Annotated in this window: 15 protein-coding genes and 1 pseudogene; 8 read left to right on the top strand and 8 right to left on the bottom strand. The window is 42.3% G+C overall.

Annotated elements, in window-relative coordinates:
• Window positions 1-18: 18 nt before the first annotated feature.
• Window positions 19-1,770, bottom strand: a complete 1,752-nt coding sequence (gene ggt / locus CXF82_RS12080) for a gamma-glutamyltransferase (RefSeq protein ID WP_102044250.1) — start codon at window positions 1,768-1,770, stop codon at window positions 19-21.
• 223 nt (window positions 1,771-1,993) lie between these two features.
• Here ggt and CXF82_RS12075 point away from each other — a divergent pair, with 223 nt between their 5' ends.
• Window positions 1,994-3,208, top strand: coding sequence for a GNAT family N-acetyltransferase (locus CXF82_RS12075; RefSeq protein ID WP_257982778.1), 1,215 nt, complete (start codon window positions 1,994-1,996; stop codon window positions 3,206-3,208).
• A 32-nt stretch (window positions 3,209-3,240) separates the two neighbouring features.
• Here CXF82_RS12075 and CXF82_RS12070 read toward each other — a convergent pair whose 3' ends face one another.
• From CXF82_RS12070 to CXF82_RS12060, 3 genes are all read right to left on the bottom strand, one after another.
• Window positions 3,241-3,861 (bottom strand): LysE family translocator, encoded by a 621-nt coding sequence (locus tag CXF82_RS12070; RefSeq protein WP_102040041.1) that lies wholly within the window; start codon window positions 3,859-3,861, stop codon window positions 3,241-3,243.
• Between the two features lie 226 nt (window positions 3,862-4,087).
• On the bottom strand, window positions 4,088-5,131 hold the full coding sequence (gene hppD, locus CXF82_RS12065; RefSeq protein ID WP_102040042.1) for a 4-hydroxyphenylpyruvate dioxygenase: 1,044 nt from the start codon (window positions 5,129-5,131) through the stop codon (window positions 4,088-4,090).
• A 64-nt stretch (window positions 5,132-5,195) separates the two neighbouring features.
• Window positions 5,196-6,356, bottom strand: a complete 1,161-nt coding sequence (locus tag CXF82_RS12060; protein ID WP_101091080.1) for a homogentisate 1,2-dioxygenase — start codon at window positions 6,354-6,356, stop codon at window positions 5,196-5,198.
• 158 nt (window positions 6,357-6,514) lie between these two features.
• Here CXF82_RS12060 and CXF82_RS12055 point away from each other — a divergent pair, with 158 nt between their 5' ends.
• A complete protein-coding gene (locus CXF82_RS12055) occupies window positions 6,515-7,420 on the top strand; it encodes a LysR family transcriptional regulator (protein WP_101091079.1) in 906 nt (301 codons plus the stop codon).
• Between the two features lie 701 nt (window positions 7,421-8,121).
• Window positions 8,122-8,481, top strand: a complete 360-nt coding sequence (locus CXF82_RS12050) for a DUF6508 domain-containing protein (RefSeq protein ID WP_101091078.1) — start codon at window positions 8,122-8,124, stop codon at window positions 8,479-8,481.
• Between the two features lie 87 nt (window positions 8,482-8,568).
• Here the strand turns inward: CXF82_RS12050 and CXF82_RS12045 are convergent, their stop codons facing one another.
• Together CXF82_RS12045 and CXF82_RS12040 are read right to left on the bottom strand one after the other, a co-directional pair.
• On the bottom strand, window positions 8,569-9,561 hold the full coding sequence (locus CXF82_RS12045; RefSeq protein ID WP_101091077.1) for a cytochrome-c peroxidase: 993 nt from the start codon (window positions 9,559-9,561) through the stop codon (window positions 8,569-8,571).
• 232 nt (window positions 9,562-9,793) lie between these two features.
• Window positions 9,794-10,021, bottom strand: a complete 228-nt coding sequence (locus tag CXF82_RS12040; protein WP_101091076.1) for a PGPGW domain-containing protein — start codon at window positions 10,019-10,021, stop codon at window positions 9,794-9,796.
• Window positions 10,022-10,447: 426 nt separating this feature from the next.
• On the opposite strand from CXF82_RS12040, the gene CXF82_RS12035 reads away from it, so the two are divergent.
• The 3 genes from CXF82_RS12035 (at window position 10,448) to CXF82_RS12025 (ending at window position 13,040) form a co-directional block, all read left to right on the top strand.
• Entirely contained in the window at window positions 10,448-11,131 is a 684-nt protein-coding gene (locus tag CXF82_RS12035) for a substrate-binding periplasmic protein (RefSeq protein ID WP_232775195.1), read from the top strand.
• Window positions 11,132-11,255: 124 nt separating this feature from the next.
• Window positions 11,256-12,251: a M14 family zinc carboxypeptidase gene (locus tag CXF82_RS12030; RefSeq protein WP_101091074.1), complete on the top strand. Its 996-nt coding sequence runs from the start codon at window positions 11,256-11,258 to the stop codon at window positions 12,249-12,251.
• A gap of 48 nt (window positions 12,252-12,299) precedes the next feature.
• On the top strand, window positions 12,300-13,040 hold the full coding sequence (locus CXF82_RS12025; RefSeq protein ID WP_102044249.1) for an alpha/beta fold hydrolase: 741 nt from the start codon (window positions 12,300-12,302) through the stop codon (window positions 13,038-13,040).
• Between the two features lie 2 nt (window positions 13,041-13,042).
• On the opposite strand, the gene CXF82_RS12020 is transcribed toward CXF82_RS12025, so the two are convergent.
• Window positions 13,043-13,450 (bottom strand): YccF domain-containing protein, encoded by a 408-nt coding sequence (locus tag CXF82_RS12020; protein WP_101091072.1) that lies wholly within the window; start codon window positions 13,448-13,450, stop codon window positions 13,043-13,045.
• A 226-nt stretch (window positions 13,451-13,676) separates the two neighbouring features.
• On the opposite strand from CXF82_RS12020, the gene CXF82_RS12015 reads away from it, so the two are divergent.
• Window positions 13,677-14,597: a pyridoxal-phosphate dependent enzyme gene (locus CXF82_RS12015; protein ID WP_102044248.1), complete on the top strand. Its 921-nt coding sequence runs from the start codon at window positions 13,677-13,679 to the stop codon at window positions 14,595-14,597.
• Window positions 14,598-15,490: 893 nt separating this feature from the next.
• Window positions 15,491-17,098, top strand: a complete 1,608-nt coding sequence (locus tag CXF82_RS12005) for a mechanosensitive ion channel family protein (RefSeq protein WP_101091070.1) — start codon at window positions 15,491-15,493, stop codon at window positions 17,096-17,098.
• 65 nt (window positions 17,099-17,163) lie between these two features.
• Here the strand turns inward: CXF82_RS12005 and CXF82_RS22600 are convergent.
• Window positions 17,164-17,257 (bottom strand): annotated as a pseudogene (locus CXF82_RS22600) (anti-sigma factor); the annotation flags it as partial.

The raw sequence follows: 17,257 nt of genomic DNA, 5'->3' as shown, positions 1-17,257 counted from the left end.
TTTATTATCTCTTATGCGTTAGTAACCGACGGTTTCGCTGCCCGCTCGGCGAGGGTCCGATGAACCGAAAATACCTTGGTCAGTGACCATAATTGATTGAGTTGAACCCATCGAGTTATTCACCTTTATGTGATGTCCCTTGGCTTCAAGTAGGTCGCGAGTATCGCGGTTTAACGTATGTTCTACACGTAGCACATCGGGCAACCATTGGTGATGAATACGCGCAGCATTAGTGGCTTCTGCGATGTTCAGGCCATGGTCGATTACGTTCATTATTACTTGTAAGGTGGTGGTGATGATGCGTGAACCGCCTGGACTGCCAGTGATGATGTAAGGTTTACCGTCTTTCATCACCATCGTCGGACTCATTGAACTCAAGGGGCGTTTTCTGCCTTCAACCGCATTTGCGTCTCCGCCAATTAAGCCAAAACCGTTGGGTACACCTGGTTTTGCTGAAAAGTCGTCCATCTCGTTATTGAGTAAAATCCCCGTTCCTTTAGCGACTAGACCTGAGCCATAACTGAAGTTGAGCGTGTAAGTATTAGAAACTGCATTGCCCCACTTATCCACGACAGAATAATGGGTGGTCTGATTACTTTCATAAGGCGCTATGTTACCTGGTTTTATCTCACTGCTGGGCGTGGTCTTATTCATGTTGATTTTTTTAGCTAAGGCTTTCGCGTAATCTTTGTTAGTCAAAGCCTCGACGGGAACATTGACGAAGTCTGGGTCACCTAAATACTCACTACGGTCGGCATAAGCTCTTTTCATCGCCTCTGTCATTAAATGCAAAGTGGCAGCGGTATTGTGACCTAACTTATCAATAGGGTATTGCTCGAGTATGTTGAGCATCTCAATAATATGCACTCCGCCAGAGGAGGGAGGCGGCATTGATACCACTTGGTAGCCTCGGTAATTGCCTGTTACGGGCTTTCTTTCGATAGCTTGGTAGGTTTTTAGATCATCAAGGGTCATTATCCCGCCAGCCGCTTTAATTGCTGTGACAATTTTCTCAGCTGTTTCACCTTGATAAAAGCCCTTACTGCCCTGTGTTGCGATGAGTGATAGCGAGTGAGCTAGCTCTGGCTGTTTAAGCGTGTCACCAATTTGATAGTCGGAATTGTCTTTTTTGTAAAACACTGCAGCAGAGCTTGGCCACTGTGCTATGCGTCTTTTTAAACCTGTTAACGAGGATGATAGATCGGGCGTGACGATGATGCCATCTTTAGCCATTTTAATCGCGGCCTGAGTCACTTGCGTCATGGTCATGGTGCCGTAGTTTTGTAATGCCAATTCCATACCCATGACGGTGCCCGGTACGCCAACTGCCAAGCCATGCTCACGGCTAAGTTTATTGACGGCATTGCCATTCTCATCGAGAAAGATATCTTTGTGCGCGCTAGCAGGGGCCATTTCACGATAATCAATTGCGATGGTTTTGTTCTGTTCGGCTAAATGAACCAACATAAAACCACCGCCACCAATATTACCGGCGCGCGGCAGAGTCACAGCAAGACTGAATCCTACGGCAACAGCAGCATCGACAGCATTACCACCTTGTTTAAGAATTTCAACCCCCGCCCTTGTGGCCAATGCTTCTTGGCTCGCGACCATACCGTGCTCGGCCCATACGGGGAGAGCTGTTGCCATATGGCTGTATATGGAAGTTTCAGCAGCATTAACCGATAGCGGGGCGCTGGCGGTTAATGTTAGAGTTGTGAGTGGAATTGCCATGGAGATGGCAAATGCTAAGCTCTTAAACATACGCATTTTCAATCCTTTGTATTTTTTGTATTGTCTATTGCGGTTGAATCTCTTGGTTAACTCGACGTTAGCGCCTGGTTAACTCTAGGTCTTGAGTTCAACTCTTCATTTGAGTTTAGCAATGTGACGCTTATCGCAATTAAATGCAATAGCGATAGGCTAAAGGTGCAGCATTAGGCGCTAACTGGCTTATTTAACATCAGTTTTATTAAAGGCTCAGGGATTAAGTTTGGACAAAAATCAGTTAAAAGTGGCTCCGCCACCGCGAGCAGAGTTGGATCTAAGCTTAGAGTTTATTCGCGCTATCGATGCTGTGGATGCGAGTATTTGGGATGATTTAATGGATGATAATAATCCCTTTAATCAACACGCTTATTTAGCGGCGCTAGAACATAGTGGCTGTGTCAGTCAGCAAACGGGTTGGACTCCGTTACATCTGTTAGTGCGTCAGTCCTCTCGGATCATTGCTGTCATGCCGCTGTACATTAAGACACACTCCTATGGGGAGTATATCTTTGATTGGGCTTGGGCTGAGGCTTACGATAAACATCAAATCCCTTATTATCCAAAGCTTGTTTCTGCTATTCCATTTACCCCAGTTACAGGCAAACGTATCGGTATTGCCAGTGATATTACTCAACCGTCATTAGTGTGGGATGTAATTAAAAAAGCGCTTGATGGCAGTTTATTAGAGCATGGGTTTTCTAGCTGGCATTGTTTATTCCTGCCAAAAGAGCAGTTCATAGAGATGTCCAAATCTGCTGAAGACAGCCACTCTTGCTTGAAACGACTCAGTACTCAGTTTCATTGGCAAAATAAAGGTTATCAACATTTTGATGATTTTTTAGCGGCACTGACATCTCGTAAGCGTAAAGACATTAACAAAGAACGCGCTAAATTGACGCCACACGAGCTGCGCTTTGAATTTATCAATGCAGCGCAAGCGACGACAGCAATGTGGCATACCTTTTATGCCTGTTATCGACAAACCTATACAAAACGTTCAGGGCATTCCGGTTATTTAAACTTGGCTTTTTTTGAGTCGATAGCTAAAACGATGCCTGAAAATATCTTGTTATTGTTGGTGCATGACATCGAAGGCGAAGTGGTGGCTTCTGCGCTGTATTTTAAATCAACAACGCATCTCTATGGTCGATACTGGGGCAGTTTAGTCGATATAGATGGGCTGCATTTTGAAGCCTGTTATTACCAGGGCATTGAATACTGCATTACCCACAATTTAGCCGTGTTTGACGCAGGCGCGCAAGGTGAGCATAAGGTCGCACGCGGTTTTGAGCCTATGGCGACATACTCTACTCACGAGGTTATTCACCCTGAGTTTCGCAGTGCGATTGAAAACTTTACTTTTCAGGAAGCTGACAATATTAAAACTTATATGCAGCAATTAACCAGCAAGCTACCTTATCGACAAGACCCCAGCTAAGAAATAGCGAAGCTGTTGGTCCTAGCTAGCTCCTAGCCTAACGCCAACCAAAAGCCGACCGCAATCATTAGCGAACCTGCAATACGGTTCATCCACTTAATGTTGTCACCGCGACTTAAAAAGACGCGTAAACTTTTACCGCCAGTGGCATAGGCCATCATGCTGGTGAACTCGGTAAGCATAATAATACTGAGTAGGGCTAGCAGCTGTGGCGCAACTTCGCGCTCTACGCTAATAAATGGCGGTAATAGCGAAACCATAAAAGCCCACCCTTTGGGGTTAGCAATCGCGGTCATAAAGCCTTGTGTCATCAGCTCTATATTGCCAACACTCGGTGCAGTTTGACCTTCGACTAATGCCATTCTTCCTTTCGAACGCCACATGTTAACGCCAATATAGGCGAGATAAAGACCGCCAACCCACTTGAGTACTGCAAACATCTCAGGGTAATGGAGCATAATGCTAGCAACTCCCATGACCGCCGCTACAGCGACTAATGCGACACCAACCAACTCGCCTAGCATCATCCACATAGTGCGGCGAACACCAATGCTCATACCAAGTGTCATGGCTAATGTCATACACATACCGGGTGTAATTGAGACGAAAAAGAAGGTCGGTAAAAATACGGCGAGTAAAGCGATATCAGGCATGGCGTGGCAAGTCTCGTGAGTTTAAAAGGGTTTAGTCACTTGGGGCAAACGGAAGCGTCATTGTAGAGAAGATGATGAGCTTTGGATACAAACGAGTTATAAATATGGAGACTATGGGGTAGAAAAAAACCAGCTTAGCCAATTGATAAGGCTATAGCTGGTTTTATCATGGAGAGGTAAGGTGTTATAAACGTTCTTATGCCAGCACTTTAATTAACGTGCTGTATTAAAGTACGCCGCGTCGTTGCTGATCACGTTCAATTGATTCAAATAATGCTTTAAAGTTACCTTCACCAAATCCTTCATTATTTTTACGTTGAATGATCTCAATAAAAATAGGACCAAACAGGTTTTTGGTGAAAATCTGCAGTAAATAACCATCATCATCACCGTCAACCAGGATCTGGTGATGTTTAATACGGTCATGATCTTCAGTGACTTGGGGTAACTTCTCAAAGATAGTCTCGTAGTACTCAGGAATAATATCCAAAGTTTGAATTGATGAACCTTCCATCGCATCTAAAGAGCCTACAATATCACGGCTTCTGAAAGCTAAATGCTGTACACCCGGTCCGTCATATTCACGTAAGTATTCATCGATTTGGTTTTTGTCACTGCCTTTGCCTTCGTTGATCGGAATGCAGAAGCTACCATCAGGCGAACGTAGCGCATAAGAAACAAGCGCGGTTTTTGAGCCTTTAATGTCAAAGTAACGTACTTCGGTAAAGCCAAAAATATTTTTGTAGAAGTTTGACCAATGCTCCATCGTTCCTTTGTAGACGTTATTGGTTAGGTGGTCGACTTCAATAAAGCCTTTTTCCTGAGTGATTACTTGCTCATCTAAATCTTCAAAGTCAGTGGCATAAATGTTGTCTGACTCGCCAAAGGTATCGATAAAGTAGATAAGGCTATCACCAATGCCATAAATGGCGGGGTATGGCATATCTTTCAATGCTGCATCAGTTGCAGGCTTGGCGCCACGCGCTACTGCACCTTCGAAGGCGAGGTTAGCATCTTCAACACGCCAGCCCATTGAGCAAATGGCTGGACCATGACTCTTAGCAAATTCAGCAGAAAACCCTTTACGCTCAGTATTAAGCAAAAAATTGATGTCATTTTGCTTGTAGTACAAAATATCTTTTGACTTAGATTTCTTCAACAAAGAAAAACCGAAATCGATAAATACCTGATGCATGTAATCTTGATCAGGTGTCGCAAACTCAGTAAATTCAATACCGAGTAGGCCTAGTGGGTTTTTTTCGCTTGCCATTGTTATATCCTTTATCAATTCAGACTAGCCATTACGTTGACGGCCGGTGTGCTTGGTTAATTGCTTAGCTTTCAATCCAAGAACGGTTGTAGTCGATGCTCATGCAGTTCTTTACATGTTCAGTTAATTTGAGTGGGGCGAAAGTATCGACCATCACTGCGTATTCGTAGGTTTCTGTTTTGCCTATTGAGGCTTCGGTGCGACCCGGTTGTGGTCCATGAGGCACCCCTTTTTGATGCAATGTCATGTAGCCCGCTTCAATACCGGTACGGCTCATAAAGTCGCCATCAACGTAATAGAGCACTTCATCACTATCTATATTTGAATGGTAGTAGGGCGCTGGAATCGATTGAGGGTGGAAATCGTATGGACGTGGTACAAAGTTACAGATCACAAAGTTATGCGCTGTAAAGACAATATGGTCGGATGGTGGAAGGTGGATTTTACCCACTTTCGGCGCATACTCTTGGATATTGAAAGCCCACGGGTATACACAACCGTCCCAACCGACTAAATCAAATGGATGCCACTCTAGCGAGGTCAGTTGATACTTATCACCGAACTTACAGACTAAAGAGAAATTGCCTTTTTCGACGATAGCTTGTTGTAGCTCAGGAGTGCGGATATCTCGTTCACAATAAGGCGCCGACTCGAGCATCTGTCCGTATTCGTTGCGAAAATGTTTTGGCACTTCAACCATGGTTGAAGACTCAATAACAAATAGGCGGGCAGTACTATAATTACTGAATTTCAATTGATAGGTGGTACCGCGCGGAATAATCAAGTAATCCCACTTTTTAACCGCTAAAGCGCCATACTCACTATAAAGCGTTCCTTCACCTTCGTGGATAAACACCACTTCGTCAGCATAGGCATTACGATAAAACTCGTCTGTATCTTCTGTGACCTTAGCGGTGTACATCGCAACATCATTATTGAAGAATATTTTATTGCGAGCATTAAAGAAGTTACCTTCACTATCAGCCAGCTTAGTATCAAGCTTATAGTTTTGAATTAAAGAGTCTTGCCAGTCCTTACCATGAGACAGACTGTAAGGTGCAACTTCTAATGCCTTGGTCGGCATATTATGGTGATACTTATTGGAGTAGATATTGGAAAAGCCATGAGTTGAAAAGAGCTCTTCACGATAGAGCTCCCCATTGTCTTTTTTAAATGTGATATGACGCTTTGTGGGAATGCTCCCTTGCTTCACATAAAATGGCATACTGGCTTTCCTTGTAATGTGCACATTGCACTTATCTAGTCGATAACGTGATCTAGGTATCAATTTAGTTGCTAACACCCGCAAAAAAAAGAATAATAATTACTCTATCTCCATCTAAAAAATAGATGGTATGTTTGTGTTTACGCTAGGAGAGCCAAATGCGTATTGATGTAGATGCGTTTAAAGTACTGCAAGTATTAGTCGAAGAAGGCAGTTTTGCTAAGGCTGCAGAGCGATTGCACAAAGCGCAGTCGGCAGTGAGCTATCAAGTCAAAAAGCTAGAGCAACACCTAGGTGTAAATCTTTTTTGTCGCGATCAATACCGCGCAGAATTAACGCCAGAGGGCAAAGTTATCTTGGCTGAAGGCCAAAGGTTGCTGCAATACCTAGCAAATATTGAGCATTTAGCCAGCAGATTTAGTGAGGGCTGGGAACCCAAGTTGGAGCTAGTGGTTGATGGAGCATTGCCAATGAAGCCAATTATGCGGGCACTAAAACGAATGGCTGAGCAGCAAATACCCACAAAAGTACAATTGAATATGGAGTTTTTGGGCGGCGTACAGGATCGCTTCGAACGGGACAGTGCCGATTTAATGTTGGTTAAAGATTATCGAACGGGTCCCAATTACCGGCCGCAAGCCTTACCGCAAATTACCAGTATTTTGGTTGTTGCCAATAGTCACTCCTTGGCCAGCGAAAAAAATATCAGCCTATTTGAACTGCAACGTCATGTTGAATTAACCATTGAAGATTCTTCACCCGAGAAACGATACCGCGATGAGCTGCAGTTTGGTGGTGATAAGGTGTTCTATCTTTCGGGCTTTATTATGAAAAAAAATGCTCTGTTGATGGGATTAGGGTTTGGATGGATGCCAGACTTTTTGATAACAGAGGAGCTAGCCAGTGGTCAGTTAGCCGAAGTCGATTTCAATGGTGGTAACCGCTACAGCTTTACGCCGCAATTGGTCTCTACCATGGAGCGGCCACTCGGCAAAGCAGGGCGTCTGTTTACCGAGTTGATAATGGAGGAGTTTAATGCCGAAGACCCGCCCGCATCAACTTAATCATTTATTAAGGATGACGTTTTTACTTGGGTGTAAGTTATCTTTAATCTAATGTCGATTCTCTCTCTGATCTTACGATTAAGATTAATCGATGACTCTCTATGGCTATGTTGCCATAAGAGTCTACAGGTGCCGTTATCCTAGCTCTTTAAAATTGATTATTGCCTAATCTGTCTTCTGCTTTGAGTTTCTTCTGCCATTCAGGCGGCAGAGCTTCTCCTCTTTCTACCTTTTTGTTTGTCGTCCTTATCGTGTTTAGCCAACAGATAAGCGGGAGTCGAGCAGATGTGTTGGCAACAAGTAATAACATCATTCAGCGGGGGGTAAATTTTGTAGCGGGCTCAATGTTAGGCTTCATCAAGCTTTAGTATCGTTATTGCAAATTGCGACTACATCTTGCAATAACCGTTGAAAGTGGACTTGAGTAAGGCGGCCAAAATAAGATTTCTAGGTATTCAGTGATGCTTTATTAACGCTTTATAGCGTATTGAGAAAACGGATTTATTTCATGATACTGTATTTATTTCTTTTATAACAATAGTTTAATTTGACTAGCCGTTGTTAAGGTTGTGTTCAGTTACCTTCAATTAGAATTACCTCATTAAAAGCTGGTATGGCTTATGCAAATGAATGTTTACACATTCTGCATATTTGTCCTCTATACACCGAGGCAAAAGACCAGTTCTAAACGGAGGTACAGTATGAACAACTCAACAATACAGAGCCACGCTACTGGTTTATATAATGAGTATGCTAAAGATCTTGTTATTGGTAACCATTTTGTGTCGGACAAACGTTTACAAGAGTTTGTGGCTGATCTAGCACGTGAAGGATTATTACTCGAAAGCTTTAAATGGGATGAGTGGTATAACAATAGTTATATGGTTGAACGTCCTGAGTATATTGCCGACGCCACGTTATATGAGTGCCAGTTATTGGTCACCGCCATGTCGAGATTAGACCGATTTAGTCCCGGTGTATTGAGTAATATGCGCCGCCAAGGAGTGCTTAATGCAATTGCAGAACGATTTAAAGCATTATCTTTTGAACCTGTTATGTAACGAGTAGATAGAACATTAATTTGAAAATAAAAAGCCGCATTTAGCGGCTTTTTACTGTAATCATATTTTAAATCGAGTTTAGATTATTTAGTCTGCAAAAGGCACTGGTCTTGGCGTATTCGGTGTTGAAGGTGGCAATATAGGTAAGACTATCTGTGGTTGCTCGCCTGTAAGCGAATTTAAAAACGACACCATTTGCTTGGTTTCTGTCGCTGTTAAAGCTTGACCTAGTTGAATATCTGCCATGGTATTCACGGCGTCAGCAAGGTTCCATACACTGCCGTCATGGAAGTAAGGGTAGGTTAGCTCTATATTCCTTAACGTAGGTACTTTAAAGACAGATTTATCGGCTTCTTTACCCGTAACCCCTTTTCGTCCTTCAGCAGGATTCTTTGTATGGAAAGGTTTTACTAGCCCCATCTTCATGTACATCGTCCCGCCAACGGCTGGTCCATTGTGGCAACTGACACATCCTTTGTCTTTAAAAAGCTGGTAGCCGGCTTTAGCATCGCTATTAATGGCACTTTTATCGCCAAGCAAGTATTGGTCGAAAGGTGCATTAGGTGTTACTAGTGTCTTTTCAAATTCAGCAATGGCATCCGTTATGGCATCAATACTGATATTGTTTGTTTGATACACGCTGGCAAAGCGTGCTTGATACGCTGGCATAGAGCGAATAGTATCAACCGCGAGTTCATGGCTAAAGCCCATCTCTTTAGGATTGGCAATCGGACCACCGGCTTGCTCTTGCAAATCTTTAGCTCTGCCATCCCAAAATTGGGCTAAGCCGTATTCAGCATTCAATACTGTGGGTGAGTTTATAGGACCTTGCTGCCAATGATGACCAATAGATGTTGGCAGAGCATCAACGCCGCCAAGTGATAGGTTGTGGCAAGAGTTGCATGAGATATAACCAGATTTAGACAGTCTAGGCTCGAAAAATAGCATTTTACCCAGTTCAACTTTTTCTGGATTAGTGATGACCGCTGCGGGGATTATTTCAATAGGTTCACTTGCTGCAAATGAACTAGCAGAACAGATTGCTGCAATAGCGATAGTGAGTGTGGTCAGTTTTAGCATGGTTATCCTATAAGCTTACAATAATTGTGGTTATATTTCTAAGGCCATAATAAATAGTTATCTTTATAGTAGGTAACGCTTTGTTTCGATTGAGGCTATCGTTAGTTTGGATTGATTTATTGCGACCTTGGTCGCAGACTAGTGACAATAGCCTTGGTAGGGGTGGCTGCAGTGATTTACCTTTTGCCCTAGAAATGGTGATGGTTATCACCATTGAGTAACATAATGGTTGTTATCGTTTCATCTTACGCAGCAGGATTTTTCTATCGAGCCAGCGAGCGGTGTTACTCATGTGGTTTTGACTCTTCTTTAGCCAACGATGAGCCCAAGGATATTCAATGCTTAATACGGCTAAGCCAATAGGTAAAAGCAACCAAGCTGGACCTGGCAGAATGATCAGTGCTGCACCTGTTAGGGTTAATAAACCACCCACAATGGTGATAAGTGCTCTTTTTAACATCTTTGACTCCAAGGGTGTATGTATTTGCAGCTAAAAGATGCATGGCGCGTTATGCGCAGGTTCATTCATTTAGCGTTATAGCGTTTAGTATATGCGCATTTAATCTGCAGTTCTTGACCTAACTGTAACAAATCCTTTTCTGTTTGTTTTTGCATCCTCAAGAGCCACTTTAGTCCAAATTGACTCTTTATAACCAATAAGCGATAACATTGTTTTGTACAGTGACCTTGGTGATATCGGCACTATTGACTAAAATAGGTGGTAATGACAGTGAGTCATCACGAGAGCATTTAAACTGAAACGGCTTACTAAACGAAAGGCTGCGAAATACACATGTGTTGTTATTTAATGGATTATGTACGCCGAACGATTAATATTGTTCCAGCGCTTAGGCGGTTGCTACTGATAGCGGCTTGCTTCTCACCAATGGTGAGTGCTGATACCCTGTACTTAACATCATTGCATTGGCCGCCTTATTCTGGAAGTCAGCTCAAAAATGAGGGCGCGAGTATTGCTATCACGCGAGCTGCTCTTGCGGCGGTAGGCCATAAAGTGGAGGTCGATTTTTATCCATGGAGCCGAGCGGTAAGAATGGCTTCAAGAGCGGACTCAAAATACTCTGGATATTTACCAGAATATGCTTATCCAACAGAAAAGTTTGTTTTTTCAGACTCGATGGGAAGCAGCCCGCTGGGACTGGTTGAGCAAAAACGCCATCCTATTAGTTGGTCAGAGCAAAGCGATCTTAACCAATACAATATTGGTGTGGTGCAAGGTTATGTCAATACCGAGCAACTCGATAACATGATAGCTCAAGGTGTTCAGCCTGTTGAAGTGGTCGCGTCTGACATCCATAACATTAAAAAAGTGGTGTCTGGACGAATTGACGCTGCGGTTATTGACGTTTATGTGTTGCGTTACCTGCTTGCGCAACCCGATATGGAGTCTGTCGCCAGTCGAGTTCAGTTAAATAAGCGTACACTGACAAAGAAAGAACTCTATATTGCCTTTAAAAATAATGTAGAGGGAAAGAAGTGGCGAGACTTGTTTAATCGAGGTTTGAAACAAATAGATGTCGATAAAATATTAAAAGACAACATGGTCGATTAAGTTCGTTTGATTAGGCTCGAACGATTAGATATCACCCGTTAGATATTGTCATGTAGCTGACCTCACTTTGTCTTAATCTGCTGTTATTTTTACGACATTATTCATCTCTTTTGCAAGTGGTATGATGCAGATAACGCCACCAGAACTCAATACACTAACAACCCTTATTGAATCCTTTCCACAATTGCGAGCCAAAACACTAACTGAATTGACTTATAAAAATCAGTCTTTCCCTGTCATTTGTGCTGAACTAGGCAGTGAAGCAGCAGACAAGCCTTGTGTGCTGTTTGTCGGAGGTGTACATGGAGTTGAAAGAATTGGCACTCAAGTGATCCTCGCTTTACTCGAAAGCCTATTAGCCAGGCTGGACTGGGATAGTCAGTTACAAATTCTGTTAACAAAAATTAGAATTGCATTTGTGCCTATCGTTAATCCAATAGGCTTGCTAAATGGTACTCGGTGCAATGGTCAGCAAGTTGATTTAATGCGTAACGCGCCAATTGATGCGACAACGAAAGTGACTTTTTTAGTGGGGGGGCAAAGAGTGACTCCGCTATTACCCTGGTATCGAGGCAAAAAAGGGGTGGAGCCGGAAACCGCCGCCTTAATCAACTATGTAGAATTATTGCGATCAAATGCTTCTAGTGTTATTTCACTGGATGCACACTCAGGATTTGGACTATCAGATCATATTTGGTTTCCGTTTGCAGGGTCTCATCAACCGATAAAGAGTCTAGGCCAAATTTACCATTTAAAGCAGCTTTATAAAGCAAGCTTCCCGCACCATAATCATTATCAGTTCTCCCCCCAGAGCCTTATTTATCGTACTCATGGTGATATATGGGATTATTTGGCAATGAAGCAAAATGACGCGCCGTTGTTGCCTTTGACATTGGAGATGGGCTCTTGGGCATGGGTAAAGAAAAACCCACGACAGCTATTCAATTTTGCCGGTTTATTTAACCCTCAAAAGCAACATCGACATGTTAGAACGTTGCGAAAACACACTGTATTGATGCAGTTTCTAATGGACTTAGCGGCGAGCCGAGCTATAGAGGACATGAGTTGTGAGTTATTAACTCGTCAATACGCTGCTGCAATGCAAGACTGGTATGACTAAAGATAACTATAAAAGACAGCAGGCCTAAAAGATAATTAAGGACGGACTATGCAAAGCTGGGTACTCATTAGGGGCCTGATGCGAGATAAGCGTCATTGGCGAGAATTTGAAGATGATTTAACGGTGCAAGTGGCAGCAAATAAAATTGATGTTATCGCGCTCGATACGTTAGGCAATGGGACATTGAGTGATTGCACCAGCCCGCTAACCATAACGGCATACGCTAAGGCATTAGTTAAACAACTAACAGGCAATGACAACTGTCTTATAGGGCTTTCTATGGGCGCAATGATCGCGCTTGAAATGGCTCGCTTAGCGCCACAAAAAGTAAGCAAGGTGGTTGTTATCAACGCAAGTGCGGCTAACTTATCTCCTTGGTATGCAAGGTTTAATCTAAAAGCCATCGTTACTGCCTATCTGGGGCGAGTTAAGCAGGGGGCGGTGCATTGGTTAGAGTGCACAGCGCTTAAACTCTCGAGTGAGCGTTATGGTGACAATCAAGCGATGTGTGAGCATTGGAGTGAACTCAGATTAGATTATCGAAGCAAGATGCATAATGTCGTTCGGCAAATATGGGCCTGTGCTAACTTTCAAACCCCTGATAATTTACAGCAGCCCATTTTTGTTTTCAATGGCAGCTCTGATAGGCTAGTTAATCCCAGTTGTAGTGTACAACTGTCACTTTATTATAAAACTGAACTGATTGAGTTTGAAGCGGCGGGACATGATATTAGTTTAGATTGTCCAGCTGCGCTAATTGCGCAGCTGGAAAAAGTGCTTTTGTCATAGGCTTAAGCTTTTGCTACCACGGTTTGACCTATAGGGGTTAAGCTCAAAATGGCGAGCTTTAAATGCTGTATTGCAAACGGAATACCAATAATGGTAACGGCGCATGCAAAAGCGTGAACGATATGACCAATCGCAAGCCAGATACCAAACAATAAAAACCAAACAATATTGCCCAGCATACCAAAAGCACCCGTGCCTAAATCTTCCACCCCTGTGATTGAGCGGCGACTTATAGAGTCTTGACCGAATGGCCAAAAAGTCATCTCACCGATAACGAAACAAGCTCGTCCGAATGGGATCCCAATAATGGTAATAAAGCACAAAAGGCCGGCTAACCACCACGCTAGCCCCATTACAAAACCGCCCAACACAAACCAAGCTATATTAAACACTAAGCGTAAAACTGCCATGAAAGATCCCTCACTATAAAAATATACTGCCCTGTGGGCACTGCTATATTGTATAAAGCAATTATCACGCCATGTGTTGGTTGGTTGTTTTATATGCTGTTTGGGGGTTTATGAATGTTTTCGAATAACGGAATAGACCAAAAGTTAGTGATTTTTTTACATCGAGGTCAAAACTGCACTAAGTAAAGCGTTACAATAGTCACTCATTACATTAAGAGAATTTGCTGTGTTTACTCACACTCCAGTTGATAGTATCGACTTTAATGGTTGCCGTGTTTTTGTAAAAAGAGATGATCTGTTACATAAAGATTTCTCTGGTAATAAGGCACGTAAATTTGCTTACTTTCTACATAACGACTTCCCTGGTATCACCCGATTAGTCGGTTATGGTTCTCCTGTTGCAAACTCGCTTTATTCAATGTCAGCTTTAGCTAAATTAAAAGGCTGGAAACTTGATTTTTATACTGATCATATTGCAGCGCAAGTTTTAGCATCGTCAAAGGGAAATTATGCTGCGGCTGTCGAGAATGGCGCAAACGTCATCGATCTATCTTTGGTTGCTGATAGGAAGGGTAGAGGCTGTAAAGAGTATATCGAGCAAGATGTGCTACCAAATGATAGTAAGGCTTTGTTTGTTCCTGAGGGAGGCCGTTGTCTTTATGCTCGGGAAGGGGTACACCAACTTGCAAAAGAGATTGTCAATTGGTTCGCGTCTAGTCAGCTAGATGAATTGACTGTTTTTCTTCCGTCTGGAACCGGCACTACTGCGGTATTCTTAAATGAATATTTTGTACTTAATAATAACAACATAAAAGTAATGACATGTGCTTGTGTAGGAGATGAAGACTACCTTAACCAGCAGTTTTCTGAGCTAATCAATGACACTTCATTTCACCCAGAGATAATAAGCACAGCTAAAAAATATCATTTCGGAAAGCTATATAAAATCTTTTATGACATTTGGCGTAAAGTGGGTGAGCAGGGGATTGAGTTTGAATTACTGTATGATCCTAAGGGTTGGATGTGTGTAGAGCAGTATTTATCCGAATATCCAGATGCAGCGATTATCTACATTCATCAAGGTGGTTTATTAGGAAATGAGACGATGTTGCCACGTTACCAACGTAAATATACGGCAGTATTGTGAGCTTAGGATTGTTTCTTTTTTTCTGGGGGGAGGAATTTCCATTTGGTTAGGCTAGATACCTGAGCAGAGGTAAAGCCTAAACCAAATGAAGATGACTAAATAGCTGAATATGTTTCAGTCCTATTCGTTTGCCTATGAAGACAAACTATCGATACGAGTGAGAGGAGTTGTATCGAAAAGTCGGTTTTACTTACTTGAAGACAATAACCAATTCATAAATTTAAGCGCTTCAGTGCGCTTTGAAAAAGTCTGTCTGTTTTTGCCTTGACTGTCTGTGAAGGCGATTGAAGATTTGTTGACTGAAATTGAATCTACTGGAAAGTTGACTGTAATTTCGTGTCCATTTACTAGGTATGACATATGGTCACACTCCTTTTATTAAAGCTACCAAGTTGGTAGTGATTTATAACAATAAGATATCCTTAGCATTTTTGCGAAAGATGAATTTAAGTTCAATTCGAGAGTACTCATCTTTTTATGCTTATACAAGTGACTTGTAGTCAGTTTTGTTAACGAATGTGTTGTTTATGTCGCAAAAACAAAACTAATCTCAAGCTGAACCAAGTAAAGCATAAAGATATGACAGTAAAATGACTGTCTATTAAGATGATTGAACCAGTTGTGATAACGCTTATGTGGGGATCAAACGACGAATCGTGGATGTTTACAGAAGGCGGTGAAAGTATATCAAAAAAGGGTATATCTCTAAAAACTGACTGGATTATATCGAGTAAATGAATCTTGTCAACTAATAAAATTAAAACGCTTGTGTTTAAGATAGTTTATTATTAAGTGTTAACAATACGTTAATCAGTGCTAGGTTGACTAATATTTGATTAATCATATTTTGTCGATGTTTATTAAACATCGGTGTATCAAAATGGAGTCTTTCGATGACAAGGATTATTTTCTCTCTACTGTTAGTCATGCTAATGGGCAATATATCCGTGGCATATGGCGCTACAGGGCTAGTGAGTGCTGTTAAACAGGCTGCAGAACCTACTGAAGAGGCGCAACCGACGAGCTTTAAAGCCAGTACTTATGAATATAAAGACAGCTTATTTAGAGATACACCACGAGGCACAATTGAAGGTTTTTTTGAAGCAACATTTGAACAGAACTTCGAAAAGGCCTCCAAATACTTAGATTTACGTTATTTGCCAGAAGGTATGTCAAAAGAGCTAGGGCCAGAATACGCAAAGCAACTAGTAGCAATTATAGAGCGTAATCTTTGGGTTAATCTGGAAGAGATCAGTGATGTACCAAGTGGTACTAGCGATGACCAACTGCCAAATTACCGAGATGCTTTTGGCAGAGTTGAAGTTAAAGGTAATGAGATAACACTGTTACTGCAAAAAGTACCCGATAAACAGCTAGGTAAAATCTGGAAGATATCGAATGCGACGGTGGCTAAAGTGCCGATGCTTTATAGCGAACTGGGTTATGGGCCAGTCGTTGAGTGGTACGTACAAAATATTCCACAAGGTCACCTCTTTAAACTTAACTTGTGGGAATGGGCGCTGCTGATTAGTTACTTAATCTTGGCATTGCTCGTTATTATCCCGTTAACTTGGTTTGCAAAAAAACTCATTTTGCGCAGCGAATATCAATATAAAGATGATGTCGCGCATCTTGTCGTTGGGCCTTCACGCTTTTTACTTGCATTACTATTAGTCCGGATATGGATGGCAAATACCACGCTTTCCGCCAATGTGATGGAAGCCATTAATACCGGTTTCTTACTGGTTATCGCCGTCATTTGGTTTATCTGGAACTTAGCGGATGTACTGCAAAACAGTTTGCGCCTACGTTGGATTAATCAGGGTAAGAGCCAAACCGCTTCTTTACTGCGGCCATTAGCAAACTTTCTTCGAGTGATTTTAGTTGCGCTGACTATTTTGATCTGGCTAGAACATCTTGGTTTTGATGCTTCCACAATTCTTGCTGGTCTTGGTATTGGTGGTGTTGCGATCGCATTAGCCTCTAAGCAATCTATTGAGAACTTTATTGGTACCATCACCCTATACTCATCAGCACCTATAAGGGTTGGGGATGTTGGTCGATTTGGGACTATTACGGGAACCGTAGAAGAGATTGGTCTACGTTGCACTCGCATTAGGACAATTGATAGAACGGTGATAAACGTACCTAACGCGCGTTTATCTGAAATGGATATTGAAAACATATCGGAGCGCGAAAAAATCCGTTTAAAGACTGATATCCGCTTGGATTATAAAACCACGACAGCGCAGTTACATGGCATCATCGAAGATATACGTGCACTCCTCATCGAGCATGAAAAAGTAGATGAGACACCGTTAAGAGTTACATTCAAAGGTTTTGGCTTACACGGGCTGCAACTCAATGTGTTTGCTTACATCGGTACTACCGACTTTGCTGAGTTTCAGTTGGTCTCTGAAGAACTGCATTTTAGTATTATGAATACCGTGGTAAAACATGGCACTAGAATTGTGCCAGTAGTGCCTATTGCAGCAGAATAGCGCGAACAAATGTTCGATTAAAAAAGGCCGCTAATCAGCGGCCTTTTTTAGGGGCAATACTGCTTTTAATAAATCAGTTCACCGATAGGATTCAGCAGTTTACTGATCCCTTTGGTAAAGCGCAAAGGGGCATCGACTACTGTGTAACAAAGGCATCCA

This window comes from Shewanella sp. GutDb-MelDb, assembly GCF_002836075.1.
Classification (GTDB): Bacteria; Pseudomonadota; Gammaproteobacteria; order Enterobacterales; family Shewanellaceae; genus Shewanella.
The sequence above is the reverse complement of the archived record's forward strand: the minus strand, read 5'-3'. Positions and strand labels throughout refer to the sequence as shown.

What these genes read in the sequence shown, in the direction of transcription:
- ggt (WP_102044250.1), bottom strand. Translation starts at nt 1,770, where the DNA reads ATGCGTATGTTTAAGAGCTTAGCATTTGCCATCTCCATGGCAATTCCA.
- CXF82_RS12070 (WP_102040041.1), bottom strand. Translation starts at nt 3,861, where the DNA reads ATGCCTGATATCGCTTTACTCGCCGTATTTTTACCGACCTTCTTTTTC.
- hppD (WP_102040042.1), bottom strand. Translation starts at nt 5,131, where the DNA reads ATGGCAAGCGAAAAAAACCCACTAGGCCTACTCGGTATTGAATTTACT.
- CXF82_RS12060 (WP_101091080.1), bottom strand. Translation starts at nt 6,356, where the DNA reads ATGCCATTTTATGTGAAGCAAGGGAGCATTCCCACAAAGCGTCATATC.
- CXF82_RS12055 (WP_101091079.1), top strand. Translation starts at nt 6,515, where the DNA reads ATGCGTATTGATGTAGATGCGTTTAAAGTACTGCAAGTATTAGTCGAA.
- CXF82_RS12050 (WP_101091078.1), top strand. Translation starts at nt 8,122, where the DNA reads ATGAACAACTCAACAATACAGAGCCACGCTACTGGTTTATATAATGAG.
- CXF82_RS12045 (WP_101091077.1), bottom strand. Translation starts at nt 9,561, where the DNA reads ATGCTAAAACTGACCACACTCACTATCGCTATTGCAGCAATCTGTTCT.
- CXF82_RS12040 (WP_101091076.1), bottom strand. Translation starts at nt 10,021, where the DNA reads ATGTTAAAAAGAGCACTTATCACCATTGTGGGTGGTTTATTAACCCTA.
- CXF82_RS12035 (WP_232775195.1), top strand. Translation starts at nt 10,448, where the DNA reads ATGGTGAGTGCTGATACCCTGTACTTAACATCATTGCATTGGCCGCCT.
- CXF82_RS12030 (WP_101091074.1), top strand. Translation starts at nt 11,256, where the DNA reads ATGCAGATAACGCCACCAGAACTCAATACACTAACAACCCTTATTGAA.
- CXF82_RS12025 (WP_102044249.1), top strand. Translation starts at nt 12,300, where the DNA reads ATGCAAAGCTGGGTACTCATTAGGGGCCTGATGCGAGATAAGCGTCAT.
- CXF82_RS12020 (WP_101091072.1), bottom strand. Translation starts at nt 13,450, where the DNA reads ATGGCAGTTTTACGCTTAGTGTTTAATATAGCTTGGTTTGTGTTGGGC.
- CXF82_RS12005 (WP_101091070.1), top strand. Translation starts at nt 15,491, where the DNA reads ATGACAAGGATTATTTTCTCTCTACTGTTAGTCATGCTAATGGGCAAT.